Origin of the sequence: Vibrio sp. Vb1337, assembly GCF_033338715.1 — a bacterium.
Lineage (GTDB): Bacteria > Pseudomonadota > Gammaproteobacteria > Enterobacterales > Vibrionaceae > Vibrio > Vibrio alginolyticus.
Window position 1 is genome coordinate 96,764 of the sequence record NZ_JAWOTD010000002.1, and the last position, 19,140, is coordinate 115,903.

The 19,140-nt window shown below is 42.0% G+C and carries 18 protein-coding genes and 1 pseudogene; 2 read left to right on the forward strand and 17 right to left on the reverse strand.

Translation table 11 applies throughout. The annotated features are described in order from the left end of the window. Positions 1–17: 17 nt before the first annotated feature. The 9 genes from mnhG to R7E42_RS02350 all read right to left on the reverse strand — a co-directional run bounded on the left by mnhG (position 18) and on the right by R7E42_RS02350 (position 8,084). Complete coding sequence (gene mnhG, locus R7E42_RS02310; RefSeq protein WP_005373314.1) at positions 18–311, reverse strand: monovalent cation/H(+) antiporter subunit G; 294 nt, start codon at positions 309–311, stop codon at positions 18–20. Continuing rightward, positions 311–589 (reverse strand): cation:proton antiporter, encoded by a 279-nt coding sequence (locus tag R7E42_RS02315; RefSeq protein WP_005373317.1) that lies wholly within the window; start codon positions 587–589, stop codon positions 311–313. The genes mnhG and R7E42_RS02315 overlap by 1 nt, the downstream gene beginning before the upstream one ends. Next, complete coding sequence (locus R7E42_RS02320; RefSeq protein WP_005373320.1) at positions 582–1,058, reverse strand: Na+/H+ antiporter subunit E; 477 nt, start codon at positions 1,056–1,058, stop codon at positions 582–584. The genes R7E42_RS02315 and R7E42_RS02320 overlap by 8 nt, the downstream gene beginning before the upstream one ends. Then, positions 1,055–2,551 carry a Na+/H+ antiporter subunit D gene (locus R7E42_RS02325; RefSeq protein WP_186585403.1) on the reverse strand — a complete coding sequence of 499 codons (1,497 nt, stop codon included), beginning with the start codon at positions 2,549–2,551 and terminating at the stop codon, positions 1,055–1,057. The genes R7E42_RS02320 and R7E42_RS02325 overlap by 4 nt, the downstream gene beginning before the upstream one ends. Continuing rightward, on the reverse strand, positions 2,548–2,901 hold the full coding sequence (locus tag R7E42_RS02330) for a Na+/H+ antiporter subunit C (RefSeq protein ID WP_017633704.1): 354 nt from the start codon (positions 2,899–2,901) through the stop codon (positions 2,548–2,550). The genes R7E42_RS02325 and R7E42_RS02330 overlap by 4 nt, the downstream gene beginning before the upstream one ends. Then, positions 2,901–5,570 carry a hydrogen gas-evolving membrane-bound hydrogenase subunit E gene (gene mbhE, locus R7E42_RS02335; RefSeq protein ID WP_318072304.1) on the reverse strand — a complete coding sequence of 890 codons (2,670 nt, stop codon included), beginning with the start codon at positions 5,568–5,570 and terminating at the stop codon, positions 2,901–2,903. Before mbhE ends, R7E42_RS02330 begins: the two co-directional genes overlap by 1 nt. A gap of 164 nt (positions 5,571–5,734) precedes the next feature. Beyond that, entirely contained in the window at positions 5,735–5,926 is a 192-nt protein-coding gene (locus tag R7E42_RS02340) for a hypothetical protein (protein WP_005373328.1), read from the reverse strand. Positions 5,927–6,035: 109 nt separating this feature from the next. Then, positions 6,036–6,971 (reverse strand): universal stress protein, encoded by a 936-nt coding sequence (locus R7E42_RS02345; RefSeq protein ID WP_318071067.1) that lies wholly within the window; start codon positions 6,969–6,971, stop codon positions 6,036–6,038. A 393-nt stretch (positions 6,972–7,364) separates the two neighbouring features. Next, the gene (locus R7E42_RS02350; protein WP_318071066.1) at positions 7,365–8,084 is read right to left on the reverse strand and encodes an SDR family oxidoreductase; all 720 of its coding nucleotides are present in this window, start codon (positions 8,082–8,084) and stop codon (positions 7,365–7,367) included. Between the two features lie 135 nt (positions 8,085–8,219). Between R7E42_RS02350 and R7E42_RS02355 the strand changes: the two genes are divergently transcribed. Then, positions 8,220–9,128, forward strand: coding sequence for a LysR family transcriptional regulator (locus tag R7E42_RS02355; protein ID WP_005373334.1), 909 nt, complete (start codon positions 8,220–8,222; stop codon positions 9,126–9,128). Between the two features lie 90 nt (positions 9,129–9,218). On the opposite strand, the gene R7E42_RS02360 is transcribed toward R7E42_RS02355, so the two are convergent. Next, entirely contained in the window at positions 9,219–9,992 is a 774-nt protein-coding gene (locus R7E42_RS02360) for an AraC family transcriptional regulator (RefSeq protein ID WP_064376645.1), read from the reverse strand. Positions 9,993–10,091: 99 nt separating this feature from the next. Between R7E42_RS02360 and R7E42_RS02365 the strand changes: the two genes are divergently transcribed. Beyond that, positions 10,092–11,228 carry a multidrug effflux MFS transporter gene (locus R7E42_RS02365; RefSeq protein ID WP_318071065.1) on the forward strand — a complete coding sequence of 379 codons (1,137 nt, stop codon included), beginning with the start codon at positions 10,092–10,094 and terminating at the stop codon, positions 11,226–11,228. A gap of 114 nt (positions 11,229–11,342) precedes the next feature. Here the strand turns inward: R7E42_RS02365 and R7E42_RS02370 are convergent, their stop codons facing one another. From R7E42_RS02370 to tssK, 7 genes and pseudogenes are all read right to left on the reverse strand, one after another. Beyond that, the gene (locus R7E42_RS02370; protein WP_054577796.1) at positions 11,343–11,753 is read right to left on the reverse strand and encodes a hypothetical protein; all 411 of its coding nucleotides are present in this window, start codon (positions 11,751–11,753) and stop codon (positions 11,343–11,345) included. A gap of 203 nt (positions 11,754–11,956) precedes the next feature. After that, a complete protein-coding gene (locus R7E42_RS02375) occupies positions 11,957–12,460 on the reverse strand; it encodes a hypothetical protein (RefSeq protein WP_005373343.1) in 504 nt (167 codons plus the stop codon). 31 nt (positions 12,461–12,491) lie between these two features. Beyond that, positions 12,492–13,250 (reverse strand): hypothetical protein, encoded by a 759-nt coding sequence (locus tag R7E42_RS02380; protein WP_318072305.1) that lies wholly within the window; start codon positions 13,248–13,250, stop codon positions 12,492–12,494. After that, complete coding sequence (locus tag R7E42_RS02385) at positions 13,243–15,399, reverse strand: hypothetical protein (RefSeq protein ID WP_318072306.1); 2,157 nt, start codon at positions 15,397–15,399, stop codon at positions 13,243–13,245. Before R7E42_RS02385 ends, R7E42_RS02380 begins: the two co-directional genes overlap by 8 nt. A 1,022-nt stretch (positions 15,400–16,421) precedes the next feature. Continuing rightward, positions 16,422–16,869: pseudogene (locus tag R7E42_RS25925) on the reverse strand (DUF4150 domain-containing protein); the annotation flags it as partial. A gap of 147 nt (positions 16,870–17,016) precedes the next feature. Continuing rightward, the gene (gene icmH, locus R7E42_RS02395; RefSeq protein WP_318072307.1) at positions 17,017–17,808 is read right to left on the reverse strand and encodes a type IVB secretion system protein IcmH/DotU; all 792 of its coding nucleotides are present in this window, start codon (positions 17,806–17,808) and stop codon (positions 17,017–17,019) included. After that, positions 17,805–19,130, reverse strand: coding sequence for a type VI secretion system baseplate subunit TssK (tssK, locus tag R7E42_RS02400; protein WP_005373357.1), 1,326 nt, complete (start codon positions 19,128–19,130; stop codon positions 17,805–17,807). The genes icmH and tssK overlap by 4 nt, the downstream gene beginning before the upstream one ends. Positions 19,131–19,140: the final 10 nt, after the last annotated feature.

Genomic DNA, 19,140 nt, shown 5'->3' on the forward strand with positions numbered 1-19,140 from the left:
CTATTCGACGCTAATGGTTAATCATTGCGCCAAATCTTATATCCGACCTCTCGCATTGCTCTGCCGAGCAGGTGGGAGGCGACTGGCGCAGTGAGAACGATAAACAACATCGTACCGATAACCCGAGAGATCACGGTAACTTCAGGGAGTGAGAAAGCGACCGCTAATAACAAGCAGCTCACTCCGACAGTTCCAGCTTTGGTCGCTGCATGCATTCGGGTATACAAATCAGGAAGCCTCAGGACACCTAGACTTGCAACCAAGGTCAACAATGTTCCTAAGCATAAAAATAGTCCAATCAACACGTCCATTATTCTTTCTCCTTTCTTTTAACGATCAAACGTGCAAATGCGATCGTGCCGAGAAATGCGACCAAACCTAATGTAATGGCGATGTCTAACAGAGCGTCCTCACCGCTGTCTAAGGTATAAACCGTAATAAATCCGATAGTGATAAATGAAATCAGATCTAACGCCACAACTCGATCAGCTAGCGTTGGTCCTAGAATTAAACGAGCAAAAGCCATAACAAAGCTGAGTAGTAGCCCAGAATAGGCAAAAGTGACCGTTATTTGCAGCCAACTATCCACGCGTCACCTCCAAAATTCGATGCTCTAACCCATCTTTAATTCCGCGAATAACCTCTTCATGTTCAGGTGCAAACATGGCATGAACGATAAGATACTTTTTATCAGCCGTAACATCCAAACTAAGCGTGCCCGGTGTTAAAGAAACCATGTTCGCCAGTAATGTGATTTCTAGATCAGAATCGACCTCCAGAGGGACATAAACGATATCAGGCTGACTCAAATGAGTAGGTGTCACGACGTCCCACACCACTTTCGCAACCGATATAACCATTTCATAAGCGAAGTACACCAATAACTTCAATGCAGATGCAAAACGTTGAAAATAGCTCGTTTTCAATCCAAATGGTTGACTCAACCTTAAAGCAAAAAAACCGACCGTAAATCCGACAACAAAATTCAGACTCGAATAGCTGCCATTAAGCATCATCCACGCTAACGCTAAGAAAAAATTGAGGAATAGATAGATCATGCATTTCCTCCTAACACCACTCTGATGTATTCAGTCGGATTTAACAGTTGTTCTGCAGCTTGAACGGAAAATTGATAAAAAGGCTCCGCCACTAAGCCAATGATTAGCGTCAACGTCGTCAATACAATAATTGGAACGCAGTACAACCAATGCACTTTGGCCTGCAGAGTCTGTTCTGGCTTCTCTCTAAATGGCTTTTTCCAAAATGCCTCACTCCAAATTTTCGTCATCGAGTAGACAGTAAGCAACCCCACCAATAACGCGGTACCTGCTAACCAGTAATATTCAGCCTGTATGCTCGACTTGATGACCAATAGCTTTCCCCAGAAACCCGATAGCGGTGGAAAACCGGCCAGAGAAAACGCAGGCACAAGAAACAAGAACGCCAACCAAGGCATAGCTTTATATACCCCACCCAAATGTTCAAGTTGACTAGAGCCATATTTGCGCTCGATGAATCCACCTATTAAGAACAAATTCGCTTTTACAATGATGTGATGAACAATGTAGAAAATGGCACCGGCTAAAGCTAAGGGAGTGTAAATAGCCAACCCCATGATCATATAGCCTATTTGGCTAATAATATGAAAAGAAAGAATTTTCTTAATGTCGAATTGGCTAGCCGCTCCTAAAACGCCCGTTAACATGGTTAGCCCTGCGACCCAAATTAACGTCGGTTGCCAGCCACTCTCGGAGAGCGGAAATACTAAGGTGAAGACTCTTATCAACGCGTATACACCGACTTTAGTAAGCAACGCGGCAAACAGTGCAACCACACCGCTTGGTAACGTGTGATAAGAAGCGGGCAACCAAGCAAATAAAGGAAAGAGTGCCGCTTTAATAGAGAAGGCAAACAAAAACAGCGCGGACAGCATCATGTTGATGCTCAATTCATTTTCCCCTACTTTGGTGTAGAGATCGGCCAGGTTCAAGGTGCCCGTTGCGCCATACAACAAGCCGATAGCAAGCAAAAATACCAGCGTCGAAATCAGGTTCAACATGACGTACTTTACTGCACCATCAACTTGAGTTTTCGTTGCATCTAACACCATTAAACCAAATGATGAAATGAGCATGACCTCAAACCAAACATACAGATTAAAAATATCTCCAGTCAGGAAAGCGCCATAAACGCCAGCAAGCAACATGTGCATTAACGCATGGTAATTGCTATAGGAGGGCTTTCGGTGAAGGTCCGCCATCGCGTAGAAAACACATATCGCACCAATCACCGCCGTTATCATCACCATAGCAACGCTGAGGTAATCTGCGACAAACACGATACCAAATGGCGCACTCCACTGACCAAAAGCAACGGCTTGAATACCATTATTTATGATGTTTTCTGTGAGAAAGCCCGCAACGAAAAGGTTCGAAATCGCACTTACACCGCTCAACCACTCAACACTTTTTGTTGAGCGACGGACGAAGAAGATAGTCAACGCCGTACTCAGCGAGAGAACAACCGGTAACGTAAGCAAAATCGAACTCATTGACCCTCCTCAGAACGTTGCATTTCATCGACGTTTGCAGTTCCAGTGTCTTTATAAGCTCGATAGAACAGCATTAAAGCAAAAATAAGTAGTCCAAAACCGATGACTATCGCAGTTAAGATAAGCGCTTGAGGTAAAGGATTTGCCGCGCTATCTGGTGGTAAAAGAGCATTATCGCCAATCAATGGCGGCTCTCCGGGCGTCAGCCTCCCAGCGGTAAAAATAGCAAGGTTAACCGCACTACTGAGTAACATGATGCCGAACAAAAGGCGCAAGATATGCTTTTCAAGCATTAAATAAACACCTGCTGCGACAAATACTCCAACGACAACACTCCAGACTATTTCCATCACTCTAGCTCCTCATTAATACGAAGCAGCATACCCATCACGCCACCTATAACGGCAAGGTAAACACCAACATCAAAAACCAATGGCGTCCCTAGGGGTATAACATCCTTCCACCACAGTCCGGTCAAAAACGGTTTATCAAACGCAAAGCTCAAAGCACCAGAAACTAAGCTCAATGCGATGCCAGATAACGCAATGAGAAACGGTTTGAAATACAACCTAGAACGAACGTATTTCGGTGATTCCGCGAACATGAGAAGTGATAAACCAATAACGGCAATCAACGCACCAATAAAGCCACCACCCGGTTCATTATGACCACGTAACAACAGATACACTGAAAATACGAGCATGAGTGCCGAAACAATGTGTGCCGTGGTTGCAAAAATTAATGATTGGATACGATTTTGCTTTTTCGCTCTTGTCTTAAGCAAACTCACTGCCGCAATCCCAGCAATAACAACGACGACAACTTCTCCCAATGTATCAAATGCGCGAAAGTCGACCAGAATAACGTTAACAATGTTTCGCCCATGTCCACCCGGGACACTGTTTTCTGCAAAGAAATCTGACACCGAAGAGTCCATCGGCTGAGACGTGATTCCTAACAAAAGTAAAGTAACCGAAACACCTATCACACCTGCTATGCAAATATTCGCTACTTTACGTTTTATTGAATGCTTGGGCACGGTGGCTAGACGCGGCATATGACGCATTAACAATGCAAGAAAGACCACCATTAATGTTTCCACTAACAGTAAAGTCTTCGCAACGTCCGGGGCGCTATAAATCATAAAAACAAGCGTGGTCATGAAGCCAATCATACCAAGCGCAGAAATCGCAAGAAGTCTTGCGTGGGACAACGTACATACGAGCGCAGCACCAATCAACAATAAGGCAATACCAATCTCATAGAAAGTGACACTTGAAAGTTCGCCAACCAAAGGCAGAGGAATAAGCGCTACCTGACTCAGTAACGCAACGGCAAGTACCGTGAAAAATAATAGGACATAGCGACTCAATTTCTTTTGCTGTAACCGCGCCGTTTGCCACTTCGCCACTGTCATCATGCCATCTAATAGTCGTTCAAAAATATTCTCCGCTTTGGGGACGAATAGATGTAACCGCTGAAAAAATGCAGACACAGCTGGATAAACACGGTACACCACATACCCCAACGCTAGCGTAATAACGCTTAACACTAACGGTACATTCACGCCATGCCATAGTGATGTCTCTTTAAGAGCTGCTGTGGGCAGAATGTCAGCAGAGCCCGGAAAAATAATATTGCGATCTAACCAATTCAAACCGAATAACGGAACTAGGAGGCTGCCAACTGCCAAGAGCAAAGGCGAGATCCACATGGCTTTTTTTGTCTCAACTGGCTTAGTTTCAATCGGCGCGAGATCACGGCGAGCAAAGAATGGTCTCGCAATAAGCATAATGGTTAGCGCGACCATCAGTATATTCACGATTAAAAGTACAAAGGCGATCCAGTTATTGAGCTCTACTGCGGACTTGTACATGTATTCTTTGCTCAAAAAGCCTAACAACGGCGGGAACCCCGCTTTAGACAATGCAGCCAAACTCCCCGCAACCATGCTGATGACGAGAACTGACTTCAGGCCGTACAATTGATCAATATCTCGTGTTCCTGTCGCTTTGTCGATATTACCCACCACCATAAACAGCGCAGCTTTATAGAAAGAGTGAGCGAGAATAAACATCAATACTGCACTAACGGCCAAATCTGTGCCCATACCTAGTAATAATGTTAATTTACCCAAAGCAACATTCGTGCTGTAGGCTAGCATCAGCTTCAAGTCAGTTTGTTTTAATGCGACAAATGTGCACCAAATGGCCGTGATACTCCCAGTGATGACTAAAGCATAAAACCAGATCTCGCTGTGGGCATAAACTGGCGATAAACGTGCTAATAGGTAAATGCCTGCCTTTACCATTGTTGCCGAGTGTAAATACGCACTGACCGGAGTGGGAGCTGCCATCGCGTTAGGTAGCCAAAAATGAAACGGGAATTGCGCAGATTTAGTAAATGCACCGAGTAGTATGAGCACTAGAGATGGGATAAACCATTCATGCTGCGCAATAGTGTCTGCCTGCTCGATAATGGTATTTAGCTCATAACTCCCAGCCATTGCTCCCAGCAAGATAAGACCAGCTAGCAACGCTAGTCCACCAGCACCGGTAACAATCAGCGACTGCAAGGCGTTTTTCCGAGACGTTTTATTTTCGTGATTAAACCCGATCAGTAAGTAAGAAGTGATGGTGGTGAGTTCCCAGAAAACAAATAACAACAGAATGTTATCGCTCATCACAATCCCTAGCATGGCAAGCATGAATAGGGTTAGATACAAATGAAAGGAAAACCGGCTATCACTTTCTCGTAAATAAGCCAAAGCGTAGATTTGAATCAGTGCGCCAATCCCACTGATCAGTCCCGCAAAAAGAAATGAAAGACCATCTAATCTAAAGCTAAGGTTGATATCGAGGCTTGGTATCCATTCCGCATTCCAGCTCACGCCTACAGGAGTATAGATATAGAAGAGAAAAGAGAAGATTAAAACTGGCAGCGCAGGGAAAATCAGTAAGACCAACTGATTATCTAGGTTTTTCGGCAGGTTTTCTTTACCCGTTATGTTATTCAACATCGCAGCCCATTCGTTATTATAAGAAGATACGCCCTATCCGGCGTAAATGACAAACTCCACTGTATTGTTTTAGCCCAAGCGCTTCAAAAACGATCATGAAACCAAGGGAAAAGTAGCAAACAGTAATCACTGAGTGCTACTTAGAGGAACGCCGATACAAACCGCTATTTGCTGTCTGCTACGGCATAAGAACGTAGGTCACTACTTACGTGTTCTTGGCTGAATGTATATGGATTATCGTCATCAGCTAACTCGAATGCATCGTAGGTGCAGTCACCGATATCATTTCTCGGACAAACATAAACATTCGAACGTTCTATCATTTCTGTGTGGCATTTCGGGCATAGGTTTTTCATGTCACTCTCCTCTGATAACTTATTGATACATTGATAATTCCATGTTCTAGAGATCCATCTCCCTCCTTTACCTAAAACATCACTTAAACCCAACTTTGTTACACCCCAATTACTGAATCGGTGAGACAAAACCATCGGGCTTAAGAGCGACCAAACTACAGTTAATCGATTGCAAAATATTTTCAGCCGTATTACCAATGACATAGCCAGATATACCAGTTCTCGCTAAGGTTCCCATTACCAGCACGTCTACCTCAATACTCTCTACGTAATCTGGAATCTTTTCGTCGGGTTTTCCATGCAGGTGGTGAATCACAATTTCACCTGTAATCCCAGACTCCTCCAACAGCTTTTGCAGAGCTTGTTTATGATCGGCTTTTGCTTTGTCGAGTTCATGTTTCAACTCAGCATCATCGACTTGAATCCAAGCGTTACCATTTAGGTAGTTTTCTAAGTAATACTCCCAGCAAGAAATCACGTGTAAACGACTATCGCAGGTGTCGGCAATCGAACGCGATAATTCGAGTAAACGCACGGCTAATGAGTGCTGTTCATCGCTTGCCGTTAATGGGTCGATAGCCACAGCAACACGGCGCTTATCTCTTGGCTTATCAATTGGTCGGTGCAACCAAAGCGGACAAGGGCATTTTCGTAACAGAGTCATATCAATAGCTTTGAAACCCTCAGCACCTTCACCGAGCGGTTCAGCTTCTTTGATGATGAGATCTTTGTTATCAGCTAATGCTTCTTTAATAATACAGACAGCGGGCTTTTCACTGCTTTTCACAGTAAGAGGAAATGCGAGATCCTCTTCAGAGAGTCCCAGCTTCTGTCTGTATTCGTGAATACTTTGTTTGAGGGAGTCTTGCAGCGATTGCTCATAACTTTGCTGATACTGGATCATGTCTGTTGGGAAATCAGGACACGCTATTAGCCCTGAGACAGGCACTTTGTTGCTAGATGCAATCCTCATCGCTTGTTCGAGGGCGTCACTATGGCCTGGCAATCCTTGTGTTGCAAAAAGTATGTTTGCGAATCGTTTCATACACACCTCCTTGTTTGGTTAAATATTAACCATCCACAAAGTATAATACCTAACGGATAATTGTAACGGCTTGTGACGTTGATGAAATCAATTCTCATTAAGAGACGGATATTGCTTCATTTTGTTTTACGTCACACTCTCCTTTCTTCACAACTATCGCCTTCGACCTAAATAAATTCCGCTACCTAAAATTGAGACCAAATAAAAACCCAAATTACTCAAAGTTTTTTCTCACCTTGAGTAACTTGGGTATAAGCAATAACACACTTAGTGTCCGGATTTAAATGGATGACCTAAATTTTCACGCAACTTAGTTTAAAGATGCCATCTCAATCACGAATCGATATGCAAAGTTTTACGGCTTTAGTGACCTAAAATCGCCGTAACTCAATGTTAAGGTTGTTGTTTTGTCGGTGCCAAAGCAATTTCACGAACACATACACCTTGCGGTTGCTGATAAGCAAACAGCACTGCTCGTGCAATGTCGTCTGCTGCCAACACGCCGCCCATATCCACCTTCCAGGCGTCATAACCATCTTTAATATCTTGAGACGTTGTATGTGAAAGTAATTCCGTTTCCACTGCACCAGGTGCAATCGTCGTAACGCGAACATTCGATGACGCAACTTCTTCACGTACGTTTTCAGAAATAGCATGAACCGCAAATTTGGTACCGCAATAAGCAGCATGATCAGGGAATGTTTTCTTGCCCGCGATAGAGCTGATGTTAATGATCGTACCACTGTTACGTGCTTTCATAGGTGCTAGGACGGACTGCATGCCATTGAGCAAACCAATTACGTTCACATCAAACATGCGCTTCCACTCCGATGCTTCCTGAGTATCTATCTGACCTAGAAGCATAACGCCTGCGTTATTTACAAGTGCATCTACCGGACCATACAACGCTTCAGCTTTCTCAATTGCAGCCTCAAAAGAAGCTTTGTCGGTCACATCTACCTTTTCAAAAAGCGTATTTGGTAAGTTTAATGCTTCCAAACGTTCTACACGTCTTGCTAACAAAAGAAGAGCATGGCCCTGTTCACTGAAGTGACGTGCAATCGCTTCACCAATGCCTGAACTAGCGCCTGTAATAACAATTAACTTTTTCATTTTGAATCCTTAATCGAACGGTTTACATCAGTGGCGGTAAGTTTAAGAAAACTTTGTTTGTTGATATATACCGACCTAGTTGAAACTCTGTTGTTATACTGCAACAATACTTTTTTGAATTATGAAGAAATCATCATGCAAACACACATCAACCTTGCGGATATTCGCTCTTTCGTCCTAATCGCTCAACTAGGAAACTTCACGAAAGCAGCAGAGCAACTTGGCGTTTCTCGCTCACACGTTTCACGTCAAATAACAAATCTGGAGCAACAGATTGGTGTCACTTTGCTACAAAGGACCACTCGAACACTGAACCTCACCGAAGCAGGCAAGGTTCTGTATAAACAGTGTGAAACTGCCCTTCACAATATTGATCAAGCTGTTATGGCAGTGGTTGATGATGTAGAAGACTTAAGAGGTGACATTCGTATCAACTGTGTGGGGGGCTATTTAGGAGAAGACGTTGTCGCAGATATCGTTGCTCAGTTTCTAATCCAACACCCACAAGTGAGCATTAACTTAGATTTTAGTAGCCATCGTGTCGATTTAATCGCGGATGAATTCGATATCGCTTTTCGAATGGGAAAGTTAGACGACTCCAACTTTATCGCTCGCAAACTGATCGATGTGGAAATGGGGACATACGCAAGCCCAAACTATTTAGAAACATATGGCTATCCTTCGCATCCAAAGGACTTAGAAAAACACGTTTGTTTGACAGGTAGTGTGACACGGTGGGCATTTGAGAACACGAATACAAAGCAGTCAACGGAACACCAGATACGTGGACAGTTACGATGTAAGAGTGGCAGAGTAATGATAAAAGCAGCCTTGGCGGGAAATGGCATCATCCGTGTGCCAGCACTTTATTGTCAACAAGAACTCCAGACAGGCAAGCTAAAAGAAGTGTTTACCAATTGGAGCATTCCGAGTGTGGAATTTTCACTCCTTTATCATCACGACCGACATCAACCAAAACGCATCCGAGCCTTTGTTGATTTTACCACGCAATACTTTCGCAAACTGCAGAGTAAAGACAAGTAACCTGCACGTTGGTACCTGTCTATGTATGCTTTATAGGCTGAGCCTGTGAACCTGGGGGTTGTTCTAGAAAGAGTGTGAGCATTTTGACGCTTAAGGCTTGGTTTTCATAAACGTCAGAGGTGTTTGTCCAGTTTGCTTTTTGAAAAAAGCAATAAAAGCACTGTCTGACGAAAACTCCAGCCAATCGGCAACTGCGCTGACTGGCATGCCCGTTGATAACAATTCAACTGCTTTTAAAAGCCTCCACTGTTGCCGCCAATCTTGATAATTCATACCCGTTTCCGACTTAAATAATCGTGTTACCGTCTTGGTGCTTGCCCCAACTTTGCTTGCAAGAGTAGTAAGCGAAGGAGCTAGAAATGAAGGTTCAACCAACTCTCGACGAAACGTTGTTAAGCGCCGATGCGATGGCAAAGGCAACTGAAACGAATAACGTTTCGCAGCATAAAACTCCTCCCAAAAAAGCGCCGTCGTATTTACCATCTCGCTGCTAGGCTTATCCCACTCCCAAAATGACATTTTATCAATAAGAGCTTGGAGTAAATTATTCACTTCTATCATCGTGATCTTACTCGGACAGGCAAACTCCTCACAATCAAAATACAAAGATCGATACGCCACCACATTCGTCATTAGTGCGCGATGCGGCGTATTAGGTGGGATCCAAACCGCCTTTGTCGGTGGCAAAATACAAATCGAGTCTTCCAGAGCAAAACTCATACAACCTTGAGGTGCGTACAATAACTGCCCTTTTTTGTGCTGATGCATACCTGAGTCGTGCTTGCCAATATCCGCAGCAATTCCCACTACACAATTAGAAATTTTGTCTGCATCAAATTGTGTTTTTTCGTTAATAAGCGCCATTTTGTCCGAATGTTGATGTATTTGGTTTTTATGTTGTTATTAGATCAATCATAGCTTCATTTATACTGCCCGCCAACTTAATTAACGATGGGTAACAATATGAATACTAAGCCCTCTTTATGGCTCATGCTGGTTATGTTGATGTTTCCGCAAATTGTAGAAACCATCTATAGCCCAGCGTTGAGCTCAATCGCTCTATCATTTGATGTAAACCACGCACAAGCAGCCCAAACATTGTCGATTTACTTCCTAGCTTTTGCCATTGGCGTTGTAGTTTGGGGAGTTCTCGCAGATAAACTGGGAAGAAGGCCCACCATGCTTATTGGGCTCTTTATCTATGGCTGCGCATCTTTACTCGCAACTCAAACCGAAAGCTTTGCTGTTGTCATGGCCGCGCGAGCCCTAAGCGCATTTGGTATCGCGGTAGGATCCGTTGTCACACAGACCATGCTTCGTGACGCGTTTGACGGTCAAGAACTGAGTAAAGTCTTTAGCTTAATGGGGATGGGTATATCAATCAGCCCGGTAGTTGGCATGCTATTAGGCGGGCAGCTTACAGCGCTTGGTGGATACCGTTATGTGTTTTTTGCCTTGTTTTTAATCGCGTTAGTATTGCTCGCTTATAACGTTATTAAGCTTCCTGAAACACAGAAGGAACAGACACCAGTACGGTTGCATCAACTTAGCTGGGAAATGGTAAGAGACGCGCGAATTTGGCGCTCAGGATTATTGGTTGCTTTGTATAACATTGCTCTATTTTCTTATTACCAGCTTGGCGCATTTACTTTCTCAGCACTTGGGTATAACTCCGAACAATTTGGATACAGTGGCATGGTACTGGGGTTAGGCACTCTGCTTGGGAGTTATTTAAACAAATCCCTAGTGTCCAAAAATGTTCAAAAAAGCCAGCTACTTTGGTTCTCAGCAATATTGATTAGCGTTGGATCAGTCGGTGTGTTGATTCTGAACCAATCAATCTGGTTTGTTGCTCCAATGGTGTTAGTCGTCATGTCTTACGGGATTGCGATACCCAACATACTCAGTGATGCACTCGTTAATTATAAACAACAGGTTGGCAGCGCAGGCGCTTTATTTGGGCTCATGTACTACATCATGATCGGGACGGGATTAGCGATGGCTGGAACAGTACAAAACTTAGGTGTCGTTCTATTATCATGTAGCTGTTTAGCGATTTTATTAGCGTTTTCTAAAAGGCAAGTTCATACCAACTTGTGACCAGATACTACGCATTGCTTGCCTAATCTTCCGAAGATTGGTCTACATCTTTTCTAACGGTTAACTAAAACGTAAATAAAAAGCGCCTGTCGGCGCTTTAATTATCCATAGATCTTATTGCCATGTTGGCTCACCGTACTCTTCACAACGTTGCTTGTCGTAATTTTCAATGCGCCCGCGTTTACCTACAAACTGAACCTGAACAACCATTCCAGCTTCAACATATTCACTGAAATAATCGCAAGAAACACGAAAACTAGTATCGCGTATAACAATTGGTACCCATTCATAGCCGCCACTGCGTGGTAAGTAAGACTTGAAGGTAATGACCCCGTCATCTGAAACGTTGATTTCTTCATCATATTCATTCAACTTATAAAAACGTTGTCCATCAAACTCTGCCTTTGCTTTTTCAATTATTTCCTTCGTTGCTGTCGATTGCATCGGCGTATTTGAGACCAGTTGACACCCAACAACAGATGTCAATACGGACAAAGCCAAAGCGAGTTTAGTTATTTTATTCATTTACCTAACCACTGTATAATTATTCAACACTTACCATTTTAAAAGGAGGGAGACCATACTTTATTTTAAAGAAAATAAAAAGCGCCTTTCGGCGCTTTTTATCTGAACATTTCTTATCCAAACGTCTCGAGTAGATTTTCTAGAAAAGCTAACTTTTTATTACAATGAATTTTATTTAGGCTCTCACCGGAATCTATTGCTATTTAACCCCAAGCTTCAAACTCATTAGGCTTTACGTGTTTTATTTTTAATCTAACGTTGGGATCCAGAGCTGTTTCAGTTCCCAATTCACAGTAGTACTCAACAGCATTTTCATCTTCAATCATGTCAACGAAGCTAGCAACGACACTCAACCGTCCACCACCTCTAGTCAATGAAAAGTACGCATTCTTGTTTTCATTTACTTCAAATTTCAAAGGAATGAATTCAGGTTCTTCAAGAGAAATATCTATCCATTTATAGTTATCTAAACTCTTCCCCTTTCGTGGGGCATAAACTGTTTTCAACCCATTTTCGTCAACAACGAAGTACATCGAATTCTCAGCTTGATTAAAGCAAGCTTTCAAACTGCCACCTTTATTTTCTAAATCACACGTAAATATGACAGAATTTTGGTTGCAGCTTGCACTTACAAAATTTGAAAACGACACAATAAATGAAAACCCGACCATCACAATTGATTTATAAATTTCATTGAATTTAAGCATTTCAACTACATTAAAAATAAAAACAATATATTCACTTTATATTAAAATAGTCTTCATCAGGGAATTTTTCGTTGGTTTTGTTAGTACTATACTTTCCATTATATGGATTAATCGTCAGTTCTTCACCATTATTATCAAACTTAAACTGCCTTCCATCAAACTCTCCCTTTATCCTTAAACTTACTCTACCTTCAATAATCTCAACATATTCATATCTTGATGAAAAACTATTCCAGCAAACATCTCGCCTATGTTCGTCATAATTAGCAGAAAAAACTATTGTAGAAGAACAATAATTCTCTTCTCCATTTCTATTCCAATACAAAATCCTATCTTTAGGTATATTCATATTAAAATTATCTCTCTGGAAAATGTAAGACAACACGCCAGTATAATTATTATTAGCGTTTTTTATTATTTTACCATTATCTCTGTCCAATAATGTATGATCGATAATATCAAAACCATAATCGTAAATGTCATAACTAAGGTTCAAACTACCAATCTCTTTTGGAACTTCTTTTTTTTCTGTGTCAAAAATAAAGTATGCTTCGCTATTTATATTACCATTAGTCAAGTCAACCAAATAAAGATCTTCATTCAATTTAATTAAATCGCTTGTGCCACATGAGTCAAAAAAGCTAAAATCATATGAAGTTCCATTTGCTTTTAGAGAATATTGACAAAAAGGCCCCTCAGCCTCTGTGAATTTTTGCTCTTGCGTAATACTGCTTTCCGCAAAAGAATATGTTGATAAAAAGATTAAACTAAATGTAATCATTTTATTCATTTATCATTAACTCCAGCTTGTGATGTACACTCTTACTTCTTTTATAGTAATTTTTATTGATCATTGAACTATCCTTAAGATAAAACTTACTAAAGTCATAGTTATCGGATATTGAATTACAATTAATCAACTTTGAAAGTTTTAATAAGTTATTTTTTCTCTCTAACAAATGATTGTAACCACCATTTACTGAGATCGTTACACGAAATAGATCATTCTTGGTAGCGAATGGACGAATATCTCCCCAAGCACTACCTTTTACCCAAAACCACCCTGAAGAATCTACTGCCGTGTGTAAATCTTTAGCAACGCTTTCTATCATTTCTTTTGTAAGATCTTTAGTATTCACACCAAAGTATTTAGCATAGTTTTCTATATGTGTTATCTGTAATAAACCACGTCCATGATAGAATGCACCACCTCTGTACTTATTCCATTTCTCTGGATATTTCCCGTTATAATAGTACTCTTCCGTCGTTTTGAAAAAATCACTTTCTTGAAATGCTTGAGACAGAAAGTGGATTTTATTCAAACAATCATCGATTTCATACGTCCTAAACATGTCATTCAAGCTATTTAATAACTCATCTAAAGAAACATTTCTCATACTGTCATAATGAGAGTTCTCAAAAATAGTTTCTTTTCCACCTAAGACTTCAAGTAAAAAACTCTTGGAAATATCACGATTACAGAAACATTTACTTTGGGTGTGATTTCCTACAAAAGGCCAATAATGCCAAAGGCTCTTATCATCGCTTAGTTGCAAATCACCTTGTAAATCTTGCATCCATGAGAACTTATCTGCTCTTTCCAGTTCGAATTGCGAGAAAAGATCAAAGCTATCCATCACTTGATCGCGCCATGGGGAGTTACGGTAGTCCTCTATAGTCACAAAACCAGCGGAGCACTTAATATCTAGAGCTTCCTTTGCGGTCTGATGGATTGATTCATAAAGACTTTGTGACGACGCTGTATGCCAATCTGTAGGATGTTTCACAATAAATCGCTCAAAGTGTTTACGCTTACCGTCTAAGTATACTTTGGCATCGCGAGCAGTGAACGAGGAGAAGTCCGTTACTTGATCTTCTGTCACAGATTCAAGTAATTGCTGAATAAACGAATTACTCATATCAACGGCACCGCTACTATCGGCCCCATCGAGAACAACAAGTGGATTTTCTTCCGCATTTTTGGGAGAAATCTGTTTTTTGAAAAATTCGGGCGGCTCCTCAAAAGAGAACATCTCGATATGCACACGATTATCTTCTTTCTTAGTTCCAATTGCATCGTTACTGTACTCATGCAGTCCCATGTAACCGATATCTTCCCCAGCTGAAACCTTTATCCCCTCTCTAAATAGGAGTGGGAGTAAAGAAACCACACTACCGTCCCTAATCATTGCCGCCTTGTCCGACATCCATTTAGGTTCTGAAACTGGTTCTGATAGGACAGCAGAGGAATCTTCTAAAATGTCAAAGTCACTATTGAGACCCGAAGCAAACCAAACAATCTTGTTTAACAGTGCTTTTTCGCTACCACTTGCCGATTTACCATTCTCTACCACACGGCACTTTATCATTTTGTAGGTATTTTTGTCGATCTGGTATGGATGGGTCTCCTTCTCTTCTGCATACAGGTATTCAAGTAATGTGCCTTTAGACATCGACTGTTTTTTTTCACCAGAATTAGTAGGCACATCACTATGTTTGAAAGTGCGTACATTTCTCGCTTCTTGTAAACGGTAACGCGTGGTTATAGATGAATTGGCGCCAATATCTGAAGGTGGCGCAAGGTGCATATAAAGTGTATAGAATTTAAATACATCTTCACTATCTTCGGGGTTTACAGCCTCATGCTCGATAAGCACAAAGTTATTACTATACTTAAACTCTTGCTCTTGGTACGTTGATGTTAGGTAATCAGGATTTATGCGAAATGCCACTATTTTTCCATCAAGCATCGCTTGAATAGGTCTGAGCCCTTTCCCCCACGGTAACATTTTTGATGTTAAATGAACGCCACTATGCCAACCGTACCCTTGTCCTATTAAATAACGACCGCTCTTAGCTTGATCAAACAATTTTGTAAAATCACTGAGCGTGTAGTAAGCGTCACCTTCTCGTTGCGCTATCGGAAAAACTGCATCCATGATTTAAATGTCCTAGTCAGAAAAGTTATCGTCAAAAGTGACAAATGATGGGCGGTTCAAGTTGTTTGACTTCGTGTACACCACCGCATTAACCCTACCTAAATTAGTAGCAAAGCTAGATTGGCTCGCTATGTTAACGGTACTCCCAAGGGCCATTGCCGATATAGAAATTAGGGTGTCATTTTTGGTTTCGAAAATTTGGCTAATGACGTCAGGAAGTGCTTGTTTGAAGTGGTTAAGTGCTTTTTTATAACCGTTTATACCCTCTTCAACAGAACTCAACGATCTTGCAGAAGCTTGGCTTTGTATGAAATCTAAACGACCGATGATTTCACTGTTTAGCTCATCGATGTATGAACAGATTTGATTGTTTATCAACGTCCATAAAACAAACTGCAAATACTTCACAGTATTCCCAGTCCCTAAAAAGCGAAGCTTCGCTAATAATTCATAGGGAGGCTCAAACACATCAGCTTGATATAAGACTCTCAATATATCGCCATTTTCGTGCACTTGCTCCAAGAGCAGTTCAACTAAAGGTTCATATTTCTCTAGCGCAGTAGTATCAGTTTGGATGTGATAAAGTGCCGAAACATAAGCATCAGAAAAATCTTTAGAGTGATTTTGACTAATCGCATAAGGAGACGATATACGGCTTTGCTCTAACACAATATCTTTAAAGTCATCATCACTGAAGGATGGGGACATCAATATCCCCCAGTCATTAGCAACCCCAACACGATCTTCCCAAAATGGCGAGCGGCGACCTGCGACAAACGTACAAAAATCATTCGGATCAGGGTAAGTTTCCGTAACAATATTTTCAGCTAAAGATTGGTTCGGGGTGTAAGAGTCTTGAGTTTCGCTGAGCACTAACCTGCATTCTTTTAGAGCGAGACCATTAACAGATACTTTTCCGCTAGAGTCCAGCACTCCACTCCCAATGACAGCACCTGAAGGTTCGACTAAAGAAAATTGTGCATTAGAGTAAGGGAGCCCATTTGGATATTTGCATTCTATATCCAGCGTATACGTCCCTTCCTGCTCTTCAGTCACAGAAACCGATGGGTTTTGTGCGCCACCCAAACACATAGTGTTAGCTTTGTTCATGGTCATTTGATCGGACAGGCGACATACGCCCTTACCTTCAAATTTAACCGTTGGTGAGGCTGAAATGAATTTTGCTTCAGCTTCTATCGTGCCAGAGGAAACGCCTTTTCTGTCACCGCCCGCATCGCCGGTACTTTTTGAGAACGTACTGCCCTTGATAGCGACACTGTTACCGCCATCCATAGAGACTGTCGTAGTCCCACCAGCAAGGTCTGCTGATTTAGCATTGTTGCCATAAGGGATAGGGACGACTGGCTTGCCGACCTTAGTTAAACAAACATCTGGGAGCGTTGCATTCGCTTCACCACCTGAGCCTTTATGAACTATCGAAAGTCCATTCGCACCAACTGTTACGCCCATAACCAATCCATTTGAATTTTATTGATTGAATGATAAAAGAGATCGCAAACTGCAATCTCTCTAAATAACTAGTGAATTTCACTAAAAGACCAGTGATATTCACAATAAACCCTAAAACTGGCAGAAGATCTCATTTTAGATCTCTGGTTATCTATACATTTCAAGCAGTTGCTGAAATTTTAAGTCTATGACGATGTAGGTTGCCGCATACATAAGCGCAAACGTCATCGCACTAAGACTTAAGATCAGCTTGGGTGAAATTACCCTTTTTAACGGCTTCTTTAGATATTTAGCTTTAAGGTTGATTAAAGAAACTTTTTCTTGTTCTGCTAGGCGGTCATCTCGCACTAATCGATAAATGGCGCTGCCAATTTCCGCTAACTTTTCGTTGCCACGCTCTTCACGGCCGTACTTGCCTTGGAAACCAAGTTGAAGCAATAAATAGAGAAACTCTATAACGTGACGGTATTTGCGAGGGTCGGCTTTTAAGCGGTCGAGAATAACGAAAAACTTGTCACCACCAGATGTTTCGTTGTGGAATTCAGACAGTAAGCTGTTCTGGCTCCAGTGACTATTTGCCCCCCACTCTTGTCGACAAACAGATTCATCAATCGCCGCACACAAGCAGTAACGAATAACAAGAACCGAAGCACGATCGAGCTCCATTTCATTAAGTTTTCGTTCGCCTTTTCGAATCTCACGTGCCACTTGTTCACGAAATGGCATCGGGTCATCAAGCCAAGGGATCGAAGACATACAAGACAGACTGGCGATCAACCATGAGAACTGGTCCACTAGCGGGTTAATACCCATGTTATCGATAGATAGATCTTGTACTGCGATGTTTCTCGACAAGTCAGGCGCTGGCATTACCTCCATTGGTTTGCCAGGCTCTGGTTGGAATAAGACTACGGTGACGTCGGTTTCTGCGTAACTCATAGACGAACGGCCCAAAGTTGCAATGATAAGTTAGCGAAATCGCCCGCAACGTGAATCGCAATCGCAGCAGTGTTCTTCAATGCCATCCACTCTTCGCCCGTTTTATCGAGCTCGAAATAGGTGTAGCCAGCGTGATACGGCAGCGCGCGTGGCACAACTGGCATTGGTTTGATCTCAATCCCAGGCAGTTGAAGGTTAATCAAGTCACGTATGTTATCGATAGAACCGATCTTCGTTTGGCTGACAAACTGGGTATGCAGAACATCCAAGGTCACGTCGGCTTTAACTGCGAGGATAAAGGTTGTCGTATCAATGATCTTATTGTCAGGGATTGCTGCCGTTCTGATGCCATAGTTCTGATCTTTTAAGGTCAGTGGAATTGCTCTTTGCTCAGACATCACGCTCAATGTCATTTTCGCACTGTCTAGGACGCGAGAAAGACAGCTAGTAAGATCACCATGATTGTACTTCGTAAACTCAATAGGTCGGCGTGTCGTTGAGCACAGCGTCGAAAGCTCACCCTCTGCCTGAAGAAGAATTCGATACAAAGACTCAGGATGCACAGCTTCTGTGCTTGCGAAATGCCAAAACAAGGGTTCGTATCGGTTGAGCGCTTGCAATAGCATAAAGTCAGAAACCGATGATACGCCTTGTTGATCCACCACCCCTAATCGCTGAACTATCGATTCCGCGCGATGCTTCAACATAGAAGCAAACTCGGTCGCAAATTTACTCAGTACTGTCGACGCATGAATATCGATGCAGGTAGGAATGAAACTATCATCTAAGATCACGCTGCCATCAGGCTTCACTTCTGAGATCTTTAAGATCGGAATAGACGTGTAAGCACTCTTATCTTCATGATCGTACATTAAGCAAAAGTTAAGCTTACCGACGACGATATTTGCCATGTCTTCCGAATCATAACAAGCGTCAACCGCTTCTTGAGATTCCATCGTATAGCGCGCACCGTCTTTTTTGGTACCAAATAACTCAGAGCGTTCCGATGGTAACGGACAGCACAAATAAACGACTTTATCGGCAATCGAAGGATCTACATCTTTCACTTCAGGCAGCTCAGCAAGCAACGGAAGCTCAAATGGTGTCCGGTCTTGTAAAATACCTTCAGCACGAGTAATACCGATTTTACCCAGTGCTAGTAACTGAGAGTTGATTTCTAAACGTTTAATTCCCCAATGCAAAGGCGATGCATTGGCACTCAGTAGGCTCGATAGTTTACTTTGCGAACGATCGAGTTGTTGAAAATGCTGCGGCTTCATGAACATTCCATCTTGCCAAACAACTGGATTGTATAAAGACATGTTTCTATCC